The following is a 13482-nucleotide window of genomic DNA, read 5'->3' as shown; positions in this document are numbered from 1 at the left end:
GCGTTTTTTCCGCGCGCTCCGTCGAACCGGGACGTATACACGGAAGCGTTATTCGTCCCCGGCCGCGTCCCGCTCCTCGGGGTCGGACCCGCTTTCGGTCCCGTCGTCGTCGGTCGGTTCGGTCGCCGCCTGATCGTCCGCGTCGGCGGGGCCTTGTGAGACGGTGACCTGTGCCGGACGGAGGACCTTGCCGGCCATCTCGTAGCCGGGGCGGTGGACCTCGGCGACGGTGCCCTCCGGGCGGTCGCTCTCGACGCCCAACAGCACCTCGTGTCGGACCGGATCGGTCGGCGTGCCGGGGTCCGGTTCGACGGGTTCGACGCCCTCGCCCTCGAGGACCTCCTCGAGTTGCCGGAACGTCGCCTCGACGCCCTCGCGGATGTCCGCGTCCGCGTCCTGCGAGAGCGCGCGCGTGAGGTTGTCGCGCACCTCGAGGAGGTCCTCGACGAGGGACTCGGTCGCCCGGGCGCGCTCCTTTTTGCGCTGTTTTTCCTGTCGCTTCTTGTAGTTTTGAAACTCCGCTTGCTTCCGTTTGAGCCGCGCTTCGAGGTCGTCGCGGTCGGTCCGGAGCCCGACGGCCTCCTCGCGGAGCGCGGCGATCTCCTCGGCGATCTCCCCGGGATCGCTCCGCTCGATCCGGTCGGCGATCTCCGCGAGAGGCGGCTCCGTCGCGTCTTCGGTCGCGTCGGCCGAGGGCTCGTCGCGTTCGGCCCCCTCCGCGTCGGTCGCCGGCTCCGCCCCGGCGGTCGCTCCGGCGTCGCCCTGTTCGTCGCTCATACGCGAACGGTGCCGGTCGGCGGCAATAAGGGTTGACAAACGCGGCGGCCGCCGGAGTTAAACCGCCGCGTCGCCGAGGATCGCCGTGGTCACGCTCCGGTACGAGGAGGGGACGATCCGGATCGACGGCGAGGCCGCGGCCGAACTCGGGGGCCTGCCGTTCGTCGAGTCGGACGCGCGTTCGGGGACCTACCGCGCGCCCGCCGTCCGGTACGCCGACCTGTCGGCGCGCTGTGTCGATCGGGGGCTTCCCCTCGACGATCGGGTGCTCGATCTCGCCGACACCGGCGATCTGGCGACCGAGTACGAACTCCGCGGGTACCAGACGGACGCCGTCGACGCCTGGCGGGCGGCCGGCGACCGGGGCGTCGTCGAGTTGCCGACGGGCAGCGGTAAGACGGTCGTCGCGATCGGCGCCATCGCGGCCTCGGACACCCCGACGCTCGTCGTCGCCCCGACGATCGATCTCGTCGAGCAGTGGCACGCGGAACTCGACGCGGAGTTCGGCGACGGACGGCCGATCGGTCGCCTCGGCGGCGGCGAGCAGCGCGTCGAGGCGATCACCGTCAGCACATACGATTCGGCGTACCTCCGGGCCGACGAGTTGGGCGATCGGTTCGGTCTCGTCGTCTTCGACGAGGTCCACCACCTCGGCGGCGAGGGGTACCGCGACATCGCGCGGCTGAGCGCCGCCCCGGCGCGGCTCGGGCTGACGGCGACGTTCGAGCGGCCCGACGGGGCCCACGACGCCGTCGCGGAGCTCGTCGGGCCGGTCGTCTACCGGCTGTCGGCCGACGACCTCGCGGGCGAGCACCTCGCGGAGTACGACATCAAGCGGATCGACGTCGAGTTGACGCCCGAGGAGCGCGAGCGCTACGAGCGCCTCCAGGGGACGTTCACCGACTACCTCGCCGCGTCCGGGATCGAACTGCGGAGCGGCAGCGACTACCGGGAACTCGTCAAGCGCTCGGGGTCGGACCCGGAGGCCCGCGAGGCGCTTCTCGCCAAGCAGCGCGCCCGGGAGGTGATGATGAACGCCGACGCGAAGACGGACGCCCTCGCCGAGATCCTCGAGCGACACCGCGGCGATCGGATCATCGTCTTCACCGCCCACACCGACCTCGTGTACGACCTGGCCGAGCGGTTTTTGCTCCCGCCGATCACGAACGAGACGGGGGCCGACGAGCGCCGGGAGATACTCGATCGGTTCCGCCGCGGCGAGTACTCCCGGATCGTCGCGGCCAACGTCCTCGACGAGGGCGTCGATGTCCCCGACGCCAACGTCGCGGTCGTCCTCTCGGGGTCCGGCAGCGAGCGGGAGTTCACGCAGCGGCTCGGCCGGATACTCCGACCGAGCGGCGGGCACGCGACCGCGGACGACGGGGGCGGCCCCGAGTCCGGCGAGCGAACCGACGAGACGGACGAGCGGGCGCGGGGCGGGCGGGCGCTCCTGTACGAGGTCGTCACGAGCGAGACCGCCGAGGAGCGCGTGTCGCGGCGGCGGCGGTGAGCCGACGCGCCCAAACAGGCCCCGGGCGGCGGCCGGCCGGAACCCAGAACGTTCACGTTTGCGGCCTCGCTATCGGGGACAATGACTGACAGGACGGGCGAGGACCGCGCCGAGGATCCCGCGGACGCGTCGTCCGGGGCGGACGCGGATCGCGCCGGCGGGACGAGCGGCGGCCCGGACGAACCGATCGGACCGTCCGGCGGACCCGATCGAGCGGGATCGGAGGGCGACCGACCCGAGGGCGTGCTCGGGTGGATCCGGTGGTTCCGGGCGGTCGATTCGGGGCCGCTGCTCTACGTTCGCGACCTCGTGACGAGCGTCCTGATCGTGCTCGCCATCGGGGGGGTGCTGTTCGCCGCCAGCGGCGTGTGGCCGCCGATGGTTGCGGTCATCTCCGACAGCATGGAGCCGAACATGGAGCGGGGCGACCTCGTCATCGTGGTCGACAACGAGCGCTTTACGCCCGAGGCGGGCGTCACGCACGAGGGCGAACAGACCGGGGTCGTTCCGGCCGACGTCGCGCGGACGACGGGTCGGACGACCTTCAACGCGCCCGGGGACGTGATCGTGTTCCAGCCGAACGGCAACGCCGGGCGGACGCCGGTGATCCACCGCACGATGCTTTGGGTCGAGGAGGGCGAGAACTGGTACGACCGGGCCGATCCCGACGCCGTCGGCAGCGCCGACAGCTGCGCGGAACTGCATCACTGCCCGGCCGATCACGCCGGGTTCATCACCAAAGGCGACAACGAGCGGACGAACGCGAACTACGACCAGGTGACCCGGCTGTCGGCCCCGATCCGGCCCGCCTGGATCATCGGGACTGCCGAGCTCCGCGTCCCGTATCTCGGCCACGTCAGACTGCTGTTCTCGAGTGTGGGAGCCGATCCGGCCGGCAGCGCCCCGGAGGCGAGGGCGGGGCCGGACCCGACGCCGGCGGCGATCGATCGGGCGAAAAGAGGGGACGCGGCGGCGATGCGGGACGGGCGCGCGGCGTAGTTCCGCGTCGTCGGGGCGATCACTCCGTTTGGGCGATCCACTCCCCGGCGCGGCGCTCGGTGACCTCGGCGGCGTCGGCGACCGTCTCGATGCCGGCGTCGGCGAGGTCCGCGACCGTCTCGATGCCGGCGTCGGCGAGCCGTTCGGCGTAGGTCGGTCCGATCCCGTCGATTGCCGATCGAACGTCGACCGCGTTCGCCCCGGAGCCGTCGGGATCGTCCGCCCCGGAGCCGGCGTCGTCGATGTCGATCTCGACCGCCGTCGGGGTGTCGCGCTCGGCGGCGGCGCTTTCGGCGTCAACGTCGATCTCCTCGATGCCGATCTGGTCGGTCGCCGCCGCGACCGACTCCGCGACCGCCTCGAGCCGTTCGGGGTCGGCGGCGGACTTCTCGAGGAACCACTCGGCGACCCGGGGCCAGACGTCGCGGTGGCTCGACCCCGAGACGGACAGCCCGATGTGGCCGGTGGGGTACTCGATCGTCTCGGTGTCGTCGCTGCCGACGACCTCGTTGAACGGCTTGCTCGTCTCGGAGGGGATGAGGTGGTCGTACTCCCCGACGATCTGGAGCAGCGGCACGTCGATCTCGGTGATGTCGACGTGGTTGTCGCCGAGGTACAGTTCGTTGTTGTAGAGCTTGTTGTCCTGGTAGATGTCCTCGAGGAACTGGACGTACGTCTCGCCGGCGAGGTCGATCCCCTCGCCGAGCCACCGCTCCATCCGGGCGAAGTTCTCGACGAAGTCCTCGTTTTCGAGGTTGTCGTACAGGCGGACGTACTTCGAGACGTAGTTGGCGACGGGGTCCATGAGCGCGAACCCGACGTCGAGCATCGTCGCCGGGACGTTCCCGTGGGCGTCGACGACGTCCCGCGGGTCGTAGTGCTCGTCGTCGCCCCACAACTCGAGGACGCCGCCCGTGTCGTCGAAACAGAGCCCGGCCGCCATGAGCCCGAGGGTGCGGACCTTCTCGGGGTGCAACGCGGTGTACATCGCCGTCATCGTGCCGCCCATGCAGTACCCGAGGAGGTTGATCGACTCCCGTCCGGAGCGATCCCTCACGACGTCGACGCAGTTGTCGATGTAGCGGTTGACGTAGTCGTCGATCGTGAGGTGTCGATCGAGCCGGGAGGGCTCGTTCCAGTCGATGAGATAGACGTCGTGGCCGGCCTCCAACAGCCGCCGAACGACGCTTCGGTCCGGCTGGAGATCGAGGATGAACGGCTTGTTGATGAGCGCGTACACGATGAGGATCGGCACGTCGTGTTGCTCGTCGGTGATCGGCTCGTAGTGGAGGAGTTCGAGTTTGTTCTCCTCGTAAACCACCTCGCTCGGCGTCTGTCCCACCTCGACGTCCTCGATCCGGTCGTAGCGCTCGCCGGCGATCGATCCCTTCCGCACGGAGTCGGCCGCCGCGTCCAACACGTCGCGCTGGACGTTCAACGCGAACGAGAAGGGGTCGTTCGCGCTCATTCTACCGCCTCGAGGATGCGCTCGAGTTTCGCCTCGACGCTGTGCTGTCGGCGCTCGAGTTCGACGAGTCGCTCACCGATCTCGTCGAGGTCGGCGGCGGTCGGCATCCCCATCTCCGAGAGCGTCTCCTCGCCGATCTCGTCGACCTGCTGTTGCATGTCCATCATCGCGCTGACGAGCCGGCCGTTGGCCGCCGCGAAGGCCGAGGTGCCCATGACCTCTTTGAACGCCTCGTTCGCGCTCTGGAGCCAGATGTCCCGGAACTCGTCCACGGAGACGTCCTCGCCGGCGGCGCCGTCGGCGGTCCGTTCGAACATCTCCTCGGCGGCGTTCATCCAGACCTCGTAGGCCCCGTTGTAGCCTTCGACCGCGCTCGCCATCCCATCGGACTCCGGCATCGAGTCCTCCATCGCGTCGGCCCACGACTCCATGAACGCGGCGCTCGCCTCCATGTTCTGTTCCACCGATTGTGCGACCGCCTCGTTCACGTTCTCGGCCAGTTCGTTCCAGTCTTCCTGAAGCCGATCGTTGTTACTCATTGCCAATACGTAGTACCGATCGTTTCATAAACTGTCGGGTCGCTTTCGCTTTCGTCGGCGCGCGGCCGTCTCTCGGGGGGCGTTCGGGTCACATCGGGCGCCCGGCCCCGGCCCCGGCCGTTGGACCCGGCCGCGGCGGGCTCGGAGCCCTCACCCGTCGTCGTCGGCGCGCTTGACCGGCACCACGACGGTCTGGACGATGTCGCCCTCCCCGATGTCGAGCGCCTCGCGTTCGGCGTCGGGGATCGAGATCCGGCCGCCGCTCTGGATGCGCGTCTTGAACGTCGCCGTGCGGCTCATCGCCCCGAGTTGGTCGCCGATATCGCCGAAGTCGCCGAGATCGGGGGTAGCGGTCCCCGCGCCCGCAAAGAGACTCCGGAGCGCCTCCTGTTGTTTCCGCGTCGCCTGCTCGGAGGTCTCCTGGAACGCCTTCAGCATGTTCGGGGGCCACATCAGTCCGTCGCCGGTGTCGTCCGTGTCGGTCATCGTGGCGACGCGTACGCCGCGGCGCTGAATAAACGTTCCGCAGAGAACCAACGATTGTCGATGAAAACCACTGTGTGGAGCTTACCACCCGATTTAACACTACATTTTAGTACCGCAAGCGCGTAACCGGCGTAGCGATGAACGACAGCAGGTACTCAACGCCGCTCGATGCGTGGGCCAACGCCTCCTCTCGCGTGTTCAGTAGCCTCCTTGAGGCGAATCAGGCCGCGAACAGGGCGGCGTTTTCGGTGCTCGGTTCGCCCGCGCCGGCGGGAACCGACACCGACGCACCGAACCCGACCGGCGGGGCGGCCGACGGCCGCCTCGAGGGCGGGTCCGACCTTCCGGGATGGGACGTCGAGCGCGACGTCGGAAGCGAGGTCGACGTCGGCGACAGCGTCCGGTTCAGCAAGACCCTCGCCGAGGAGGACGTCCAGCGCTTTGCCGCCGCGTCGGGCGATACGAACCCGATCCACCTCGACGACGAGTGGGCCGAGGGCACCCGCTTCAACGGCCGCATCGTCCATGGGATTCTCGTCACCGGGCTGATAAGCGCGGCGCTGGCGCGGCTGCCGGGCAGTATCGTCTATCTCTCACAGGATATCGAGTTCCGCGCGCCGGTCCGCGTCGGCGACTGCGTCACCGCGACCGTCGAGATCGCCGAGGACCTCGGCGGCGACCAGTACCGGATCCGGACGACGGTCGCGAAGGGCGACGACCAGGTCATCGACGGGGAGGCGATCGTTCTCGTCGACGACGCGCCCGAGGCCGAGACCGAGTGAGAGCCGGGCGGGTCCGTCCGGTCGCGCCGGGGGCGGAGGTTTAAATCCGAACGCGCGGTACCCGTTCGTACGATGGCCACTCAGGACGCCCCCGTCCCGGAGTTGCGGTCCCGCGCGACCGCCTGTGCCGAGCGGCTGCTCGAGGCCGAGCGGGTGTTGCTCGTGTCTCACATCGACGCCGACGGGCTGACGAGCGCCGGGATCGCCGCGAGCGCGCTCGAGCGGGCCGGGATCGCCTTCGAGGCGGCGTTCGAAAAACAGCTCGACGAGGCGTCGATCGCCGCGATCGCCGAGCGGGGGTACGGGACGGTGCTGTTCACCGACTTCGGCAGCGGCCAGCTCGAGGCCATCGCCGAACGCGAGCGCGCGGGCGATTTCGTCCCCGTCATCGCCGACCACCACCAGCCGGCCGACGCCGAGACCGAGTACCACCTCAACCCGCTGTTGGAGGGGATCGACGGGGCCTCGTCGCTGTCCGGCGCGGGCGCGAGTTACCTCCTCGCCCGCGAACTCGCCGCCGAGTCGCCGGGCGGTAAGCGGCGCGACAACCGGGATCTGGCCGCCCTCGCGGTCGTCGGCGCGGTCGGCGACATGCAGGCGTCCGACGGGAAGCTCCGCGGCGCGAACGCCGCGATCGTCGCCGACGGCGTCGAGGCCGGCGTCTTAGAGGAAAAAAAGGACCTCGCGGTGTACGGCAAGCAGACCCGACCGCTGCCGAAGCTCCTCGAGTACGCCTCCGACGTCCGGATCCCCGGGATCACGAACGACGAGCGCGGGGCCGTCTCGTTTCTGGACGGCCTCGAGGTGTCGTGTCGGGCGGAGGGCGCCTGGAAGCGCTGGGTCGATCTGACCGACGACGAGAAGCGAACGGTCGCGAGCGCGCTCGTCAGACACGCAGTGAACCGCGGCGTTCCGGCGTTCGAGATCGACCGGCTCGTGGGCACGAGTTACGTCCTCACGGAGGAGGCGGTCGGGACGGAGCTTCGGGACGCGAGCGAGTTCTCGACGCTTCTGAACGCGACCGCCCGCTACGAGCGGGCCGACGTCGGTTTGGCCGTCTGTCTCGGCGACCGCGGGGCGGCGCTCGATCGGGCGGTGGAGCTCCTCCGGAACCACCGCCGGAACCTCTCGGAGGGGATCGAGTGGGTCGAGGACAACGGCGTGACCGAGACGGAACACCTCCAGTGGTTCGACGCCGGCGACGAGATCAAAGAGACGATCGTGGGTATCATCGCCGGGATGTCGATGGGGACCGACGGCGTCTCCAGGGACCGCCCGATCGTGGCCTTCGCCGAGAAGAACGACAAGGAGACGAAGGTCTCGAGCCGGGCGACCGGTCCGCTCGTCGGCGACGGGTTGGACCTCTCGGTCGTCATGGGCGAGGCCGCGCGCGCCGTCGGGGGCGACGGCGGCGGGCACGACATCGCCGCCGGCGCGACGATCCCGAGCGGAAAGAGGGCGGCGTTCATCGAGCACGCCGACCGGCTCGCCGCCGAGCAGCTCGGCTGATCAGACCAGCTCCGAGAGGCGACCGAGCGTCCCGGGGGTCTCGTCGTCCGCGACGGCGGCGGCGGCGTGTTCGCCGCTCACCAGACACATCGGGACGCCGATCCCCGGGGAGGTGTACGAGCCCGTGTAGTACAGCGAGTCGGCGACCGACGAGCGGATCGACGGGCGGAGCGGCCCGGTCTGTGAGAGCGTGTGCGCGAGCCCGAGGGCGGTGCCTTGAGGCGCGCCGAAGCGCTCGCCGAACTCGGACACACAGGCCGTCCGCTCGAGGACGATCCGGTCGGCGAGGTCGACGCCAGTGTGTTCGGCGACGTCGTCGAGGACCTTCCGGCGGAACCGCTCTCTGGCGGGGCCGTCGTCCGCTATCCCCGGCGCGATCGGGACCAACACGACGACCGCCTCGTGGCCGGCGGGGGCCATCGTCGGGTCGGTCCGGGAGGGGACGTTGATGTAGTACGCGGGGTCCTCGGGCCAGCCGGGGTCCTCGAAGATGGTCTCGAAGTGGTCGTCCCAGTCGGTCGGCAACACGAGGGTGTGGTGCTCGAGCGGCTCGACGTCGCCCTCGACGCCGAGGTACATGAGAAACGCCGAGGGGGCGTACGTCCGATCCTCCCAGTAGCCCTCGCCGTACTCGCGGGTGCCCTCGGGCAGGAGGTCCCGATCGACGTGTGCCGGGTTGGCGTTGGCGACGGCGGCGTTCGGGTTCAGCGTGCCGCGCTCCGTTCGGACGTCCACGCCCCAGGGCGTCGGGTCGAGCCCCGTCACCGCGCGGCCGGTCTGGACGTCGACGCCGAGTTCGCCGGCCAGTTCGGCGACGCCGTCGACGACGCTCGCGATCCCGCCGGTGGGGTGATAGACGCCCAGATTGTAGTCGACGTGGGACATGAGCGTGTAGATCGCGGGCGTGTTGTGCGGCGCGCCGCCCAGAAAGACGAGCGTGTACTGGACGAGCTGTCGGAGCTTCGGGTGCTCGAAGTAGTCGGCGACGTGGTCCTGCATCGAGTCCAGAAGCGTCACCCCGCGGGCGGCGCGCGCCAGACGCGGGTCGAGACAGTCCCGGAACCGCGAGCGATCGCGGTAGACGAACTCCTCGACGCCGACCTCGTAGGCGCGCTCGGCCTCCTCGAGGTAGGACCGAAAGGCGTCGGCGGCGCCGGACTCGTAGGACTCGAAGAGCTCCGCGACCGCCTCGGGGTCGTCGGGGACATTGAGGCGGTCGCCGTCCTTCCAGAAGATCCGGTAGTGCGGATCGAGCCGTTCGAGCTCGTAGTACTCCTCGGGGCGGCGATCGAAGTGGCCGAAGAAGCGCTCGAAGGTGTCGGCCATCAGGTACCACGACGGGCCGGTGTCGATCCGGAAGCCGTCGGTCTCGATCCGGCCGGCGACGCCGCCGAGGTCCTCGTGCCGTTCGAGAAGCGTCACGTCGGCCCCGTCGGCGGCGAGATAGCAGGCCGCCGAGAGGCCGCCGAACCCGCCGCCGACGACCGTTACCGTCCGGTCGGCGAGGGGTCGTTCGTCGCGTCGGTGCGTCCGTCGTACCGCGTCTGTCGATCCGAGCATTGGTTCTAATGAGTGGTCTGTGATCGGCGTCTCCCGGCGCGTCAGGGCGTGTACCAGATGCCGCGGTCGGCGTCGAGCCAATCGCCCACGACGACGTGGGGGAGCGCGACGATGCTGATGAAGACGCTGAAGAAGGCGACGCCGCTGACGAGGGGCGTCCCGCCCGAAAGCGGGTTCGGGGCGAGCGTCGCCAACAGGGCGGCGAGGCCGAACGTGGCGACCGTCCCGCCGACGAACGCGGCGACGACCGCCCCCGGCGAGGGGGCCGATCCGGGGTCGGCGGGGTGTTCGTTCTTGATCGCCTCGGCGCGGGCACTCTGTCGCAGCGAGTACCAAAGCGGAAAGTACAGCCCGACGGCGACGAGGACCGGAACGACGGCGAAGTACGCGATCAAAAGCGCCGTTTCGCCGACGTCGACGAGCCACGTCGAGAGCCCCTCGCGGCGGGCGAATCCGAGGGCAACGTGGGCCCCGACGGCGACGGCGAAGACGCCCCCCCAAAGCGAGCGCACCGTCGGGAAGTGCGGCGCAACGGCCGCGAATGCCCCCGGCTGGAAGATGTCGATCATGAACGTCGAGAACGCCGCGAAGTCGCCGGGCCAGGCGTACATCGGGACGATCATCACGGTGCCGCCGCGGACGAACGCGGCGAGGGCGCGCTGTGGTCCGGTCCGGAGGTGGTCGGTGCCGACGAGGGCGTCGAGCACCCGCAGGCCGCCGTGGCCGCCCTTGATGACGGCGACGGCGATGGCGACGGCGAGGCCGACGACCGGCGCGGCGAAAAACAGCGCAACGAACGCCGCGGCCGCGAGCAGGTACAGCCCGATGTAGCGGGCGCCGAACGGGAGCCCGCGGCTCCGGAGGTTCGACATGTGCTCGTAGCCGCCGTACGGGAGGTTCAAAACGACCATCCCGAAGAGATAGATCCCGGCCTGGGTCCGCACGTCGAGCGAGACGTTCGCCCACCGCGCGAGCAGGAACCACCCGATCGAGGCGAGCAGAGCGATCCGGGAGGCCGACAGCAGCCATCGCCACCGGTCGGTGCGGAGCCGCCCGATCCGCGTCTCGACGGTCGCCATACACGGTCGTACCGGCTTCGGCGGCCTCGGTTGTGGGCCACGGTTCCGTGGGGGTTTATCATCCCGTCAGCGCGTCGAAGCGAAGGGACTCGGCGACTCCGTCCAGGCCCACCCGGGGAGTCGGGTCTGGAACCCGGCGGCGAGGGCGGCCTCGAGGTCGTCGGCGCCGGCCGGGTCGTCGGACCCGCCGTGGGTGTGGACGTCGGCGAAGTGAAACGTCGCCTCCGCGAGGAGCGCGGACGGCTCCCCGCCGGCGATCGTCGCCGCGAGCTTCCGGCCGAGGAACTCGTCGACGACGAACCCCGGGTAGTCCCCCTGACAATCGAGGTCCCGGAGGAGCGCACAGAGAGCGGTCACGTTCACGGCGCGGTCGCCGTCGGCGAACACCGCGTCCACCGCCTCGCGGTAGGCCGCCGCGGTGACCGGGTTGACCTCGGTCCCGAACAGCGGCCCGAGTCGGTCGCGGACGTCGTTTATCAGCGCGGGGATCGCTTCGTCGGCCCGCAGCCTGTCGTGCTCCTCGGCGACGGCGGTCGGCGTGATCTCCATGCGCCACTTTGCGAAGGGTTTTATATCAGTGGTGGGTTAGACTCGGTTACGAGCGGGTTTTCCGGTAGCTCCCGCGGCCGTCGGCGGCGGCGGCCACCGCAGACCGAGTCCATATGACCTGTTGTCACCGATACAGTCGGCGAACCTGTACGTCCCGTCGAACCCGGGGCGTGGACGCGGAGCGACCGGAGCCCGAAGCAAGGATTTCTAACGTATGAGTGCAGTAGAGCGGAAACTCGATGATATCAAGGCAACGATCGTAAGCGAGGTCCCCAACGACATCTCCGTGTCCGACGTGACCTACGAGGGCCCGGAGTTGGTCATCTACACCCGCGATCCGAAGAAGTTCGCGAGCGACGGGGACCTGATCCGGCGGCTCGCCTCGAAGCTCCGAAAGCGGATCACGGTGCGGCCGGATCCCGAGGTCCTCGTGCGGCCGAGCGAGGCCCGAGAGCGGATCCGGGGGGTGATCCCCGAGGAGGCGGGCGTCACGGGGTTGGACTTCCACTCCGACACCGGGGAGGTCGTGATCGAGGCCGAAAAGCCCGGCGTCGTCATCGGCCGCCACGGCTCGACGCTCCGGGAGATCACCCAGGAGGTCGGCTGGACGCCGGAGGTCGTCCGGACGCCGCCGATCGAGTCCTCGACGGTCTCGAACGTCCGGAACTTCCTGAAACAGGAGCGCGACGATCGCCGGGACATCCTCGAGCGCATCGGCAGGCAGATCCACCGCGAGGAGATGTCCGACGACGAGTGGGTGCGGATCACCACGCTCGGCTGTTGCCGGGAGGTCGGGCGGGCGGCGTTCATTCTCAACACGCCCGAGACCCGCGTGCTCATCGACTGCGGCGACAAGCCCGGCGCGGAGGGGGAGGTGCCGTACCTGCAGGTCCCCGAGGCGCTCGGGGCCGGGGCGGCGAACCTCGACGCGGTCGTGTTGACGCACGCCCACCTCGATCACTCGGCGCTCGTCCCGCTTTTGTTCAAGTACGGCTACGACGGGCCGATCTACTGCACCGAACCGACGCGGGACCTGATGGGCCTGCTCACGCTCGATTATCTCGACGTCGCGGCCAAGGAGGGCCGGACGCCGCCCTACGAGTCCGAGCAGGTCAGAGAGGCGATCAAACACTGCATCCCGCTGGAGTACGGCGACGTGACCGACGTTGCGCCGGACATCAAACTCACCTTCCACAACGCGGGGCACATCCTCGGGTCGGCGGTCACGCACTTCCACATCGGCGACGGCCTCTACAACGTCGCGTTTTCCGGGGACATCCACTACGACGACACCCGGCTGTTCAACGGCGCGGTCAACGACTTCCCGCGCGTGGAGACGCTCGTCATGGAGTCGACCTACGGCGGTCGGAACGACTACCAGACCGACCAGGAGGACTCCGAGCGGAACCTCGAGGAGATCGTCCGCGAGACGACACAGGAGGGCGGGAAGATACTGATCCCCGCCTTCGCCGTCGGGCGATCCCAGGAGATCATGCTCGTCCTAGAGGAGGCGATGCGGAAAGGGGAGATCCCGACGGTCCCGGTCCACCTCGACGGCATGATCTGGGAGGCGACGGCGATCCACACGACCTACCCCGAGTACCTCCGGGACGACCTCCAAGAGCGGATCTTCCACGACGACGAGAACCCCTTTCTCGCCGAGCAGTTCAACCACATCGACGGCGGCGAGGACGAGCGCCAGGAGATCGCCGACGGCGGCCCCTGTATCATCCTCTCCACGTCGGGGATGATCGAGGGCGGCCCGATCATGTCGTGGCTCAACCACGTCGGGGGCGAGTCCGACTCCTCGCTCGTGTTCGTCGGCTACCAGGCCCAAGGGACCCTGGGCCGTCGGATCCAGAACGGCTGGGACGAGATCCCGATGAACGACCGGGCGAGCGACCGCGGGACGCTCGCGTTGCACATGGACATCGAAACCGTCGACGGGTTCTCGGGGCACGCCGACCGGCAGGGGCTGATGAACTTCGTCCGGACGATGAACCCCCGCCCGGAGAAGGTGCTCTGCGTGCACGGCGACGAGTCCTCCGTGCAGGACCTCTCCTCGGCGATGTACCACGATTTCAACATCCGGACGTTCGCGCCGAAGAACCTCGAAACGTTCCGGTTCAAATGAGCCGACGGGGCGATAGCCCGGCCGCCGCCGGAGCACCGACGGGGGCAGCCGGGGCGGCCGGAGGCCCCGGGTCGCTACGCTTTTGAGTAC

Annotated in this window: 12 protein-coding genes; 5 read left to right on the top strand and 7 right to left on the bottom strand. The window is 69.4% G+C overall.

Features of this window, described 5'->3' with window-relative positions; translation table 11 throughout:
* Positions 1–48: 48 nt before the first annotated feature.
* Positions 49–777: a nucleotide exchange factor GrpE gene (locus Q0916_RS07460; protein ID WP_299236236.1), complete on the bottom strand. Its 729-nt coding sequence runs from the start codon at positions 775–777 to the stop codon at positions 49–51.
* Positions 778–862: 85 nt separating this feature from the next.
* On the opposite strand from Q0916_RS07460, the gene Q0916_RS07455 reads away from it, so the two are divergent.
* Positions 863–2287 carry a DEAD/DEAH box helicase family protein gene (locus Q0916_RS07455; protein WP_299236235.1) on the top strand — a complete coding sequence of 475 codons (1425 nt, stop codon included), beginning with the start codon at positions 863–865 and terminating at the stop codon, positions 2285–2287.
* Positions 2288–2368: 81 nt separating this feature from the next.
* Positions 2369–3286 carry a S26 family signal peptidase gene (locus Q0916_RS07450; protein WP_299236234.1) on the top strand — a complete coding sequence of 306 codons (918 nt, stop codon included), beginning with the start codon at positions 2369–2371 and terminating at the stop codon, positions 3284–3286.
* Between the two features lie 19 nt (positions 3287–3305).
* Here the strand turns inward: Q0916_RS07450 and phaC are convergent, their stop codons facing one another.
* The 3 genes from phaC to Q0916_RS07435 form a co-directional block, all read right to left on the bottom strand.
* On the bottom strand, positions 3306–4754 hold the full coding sequence (gene phaC / locus Q0916_RS07445) for a class III poly(R)-hydroxyalkanoic acid synthase subunit PhaC (RefSeq protein ID WP_299236233.1): 1449 nt from the start codon (positions 4752–4754) through the stop codon (positions 3306–3308).
* Positions 4751–5293 carry a poly(R)-hydroxyalkanoic acid synthase subunit PhaE gene (locus Q0916_RS07440; RefSeq protein WP_299236231.1) on the bottom strand — a complete coding sequence of 181 codons (543 nt, stop codon included), beginning with the start codon at positions 5291–5293 and terminating at the stop codon, positions 4751–4753. Before Q0916_RS07440 ends, phaC begins: the two co-directional genes overlap by 4 nt.
* A gap of 150 nt (positions 5294–5443) precedes the next feature.
* Positions 5444–5779, bottom strand: coding sequence for an AbrB/MazE/SpoVT family DNA-binding domain-containing protein (locus Q0916_RS07435; RefSeq protein ID WP_299236229.1), 336 nt, complete (start codon positions 5777–5779; stop codon positions 5444–5446).
* A gap of 137 nt (positions 5780–5916) precedes the next feature.
* Between Q0916_RS07435 and Q0916_RS07430 the strand changes: the two genes are divergently transcribed.
* Both Q0916_RS07430 and Q0916_RS07425 read left to right on the top strand, forming a co-directional pair.
* On the top strand, positions 5917–6561 hold the full coding sequence (locus Q0916_RS07430) for a MaoC family dehydratase (protein WP_299236228.1): 645 nt from the start codon (positions 5917–5919) through the stop codon (positions 6559–6561).
* 72 nt (positions 6562–6633) lie between these two features.
* Entirely contained in the window at positions 6634–8070 is a 1437-nt protein-coding gene (locus tag Q0916_RS07425) for a single-stranded-DNA-specific exonuclease RecJ (RefSeq protein WP_299236226.1), read from the top strand.
* On the opposite strand, the gene Q0916_RS07420 is transcribed toward Q0916_RS07425, so the two are convergent.
* The 3 genes from Q0916_RS07420 to Q0916_RS07410 all read right to left on the bottom strand — a co-directional run bounded on the left by Q0916_RS07420 (position 8071) and on the right by Q0916_RS07410 (position 11258).
* Positions 8071–9630: a phytoene desaturase family protein gene (locus Q0916_RS07420; protein WP_299236225.1), complete on the bottom strand. Its 1560-nt coding sequence runs from the start codon at positions 9628–9630 to the stop codon at positions 8071–8073.
* 41 nt (positions 9631–9671) lie between these two features.
* Positions 9672–10709, bottom strand: coding sequence for a Brp/Blh family beta-carotene 15,15'-dioxygenase (locus tag Q0916_RS07415; RefSeq protein WP_299236224.1), 1038 nt, complete (start codon positions 10707–10709; stop codon positions 9672–9674).
* Between the two features lie 66 nt (positions 10710–10775).
* Positions 10776–11258, bottom strand: a complete 483-nt coding sequence (locus tag Q0916_RS07410; RefSeq protein WP_299236223.1) for a hypothetical protein — start codon at positions 11256–11258, stop codon at positions 10776–10778.
* A gap of 214 nt (positions 11259–11472) precedes the next feature.
* On the opposite strand from Q0916_RS07410, the gene Q0916_RS07405 reads away from it, so the two are divergent.
* Positions 11473–13392: a beta-CASP ribonuclease aCPSF1 gene (locus Q0916_RS07405; protein ID WP_299236220.1), complete on the top strand. Its 1920-nt coding sequence runs from the start codon at positions 11473–11475 to the stop codon at positions 13390–13392.
* Positions 13393–13482: the final 90 nt, after the last annotated feature.

The sequence above is a fragment of the Natronomonas sp. genome (assembly GCF_028274965.1).
GTDB lineage: Archaea > Halobacteriota > Halobacteria > Halobacteriales > Haloarculaceae > Natronomonas.
Note: the sequence above shows the minus strand (reverse complement) of the source record. Positions and strands in the feature narration are given on the sequence as shown.

Coding starts and splice junctions, on each gene's coding strand:
- Q0916_RS07460 (WP_299236236.1), bottom strand. CDS start 777: ATGAGCGACGAACAGGGCGACGCCGGAGCGACCGCCGGGGCGGAGCCG.
- Q0916_RS07450 (WP_299236234.1), top strand. CDS start 2,369: ATGACTGACAGGACGGGCGAGGACCGCGCCGAGGATCCCGCGGACGCG.
- phaC (WP_299236233.1), bottom strand. CDS start 4,754: ATGAGCGCGAACGACCCCTTCTCGTTCGCGTTGAACGTCCAGCGCGAC.
- Q0916_RS07440 (WP_299236231.1), bottom strand. CDS start 5,293: ATGAGTAACAACGATCGGCTTCAGGAAGACTGGAACGAACTGGCCGAG.
- Q0916_RS07435 (WP_299236229.1), bottom strand. CDS start 5,779: ATGACCGACACGGACGACACCGGCGACGGACTGATGTGGCCCCCGAAC.
- Q0916_RS07430 (WP_299236228.1), top strand. CDS start 5,917: ATGAACGACAGCAGGTACTCAACGCCGCTCGATGCGTGGGCCAACGCC.
- Q0916_RS07425 (WP_299236226.1), top strand. CDS start 6,634: ATGGCCACTCAGGACGCCCCCGTCCCGGAGTTGCGGTCCCGCGCGACC.
- Q0916_RS07420 (WP_299236225.1), bottom strand. CDS start 9,630: ATGCTCGGATCGACAGACGCGGTACGACGGACGCACCGACGCGACGAA.
- Q0916_RS07415 (WP_299236224.1), bottom strand. CDS start 10,709: ATGGCGACCGTCGAGACGCGGATCGGGCGGCTCCGCACCGACCGGTGG.
- Q0916_RS07410 (WP_299236223.1), bottom strand. CDS start 11,258: ATGGAGATCACGCCGACCGCCGTCGCCGAGGAGCACGACAGGCTGCGG.
- Q0916_RS07405 (WP_299236220.1), top strand. CDS start 11,473: ATGAGTGCAGTAGAGCGGAAACTCGATGATATCAAGGCAACGATCGTA.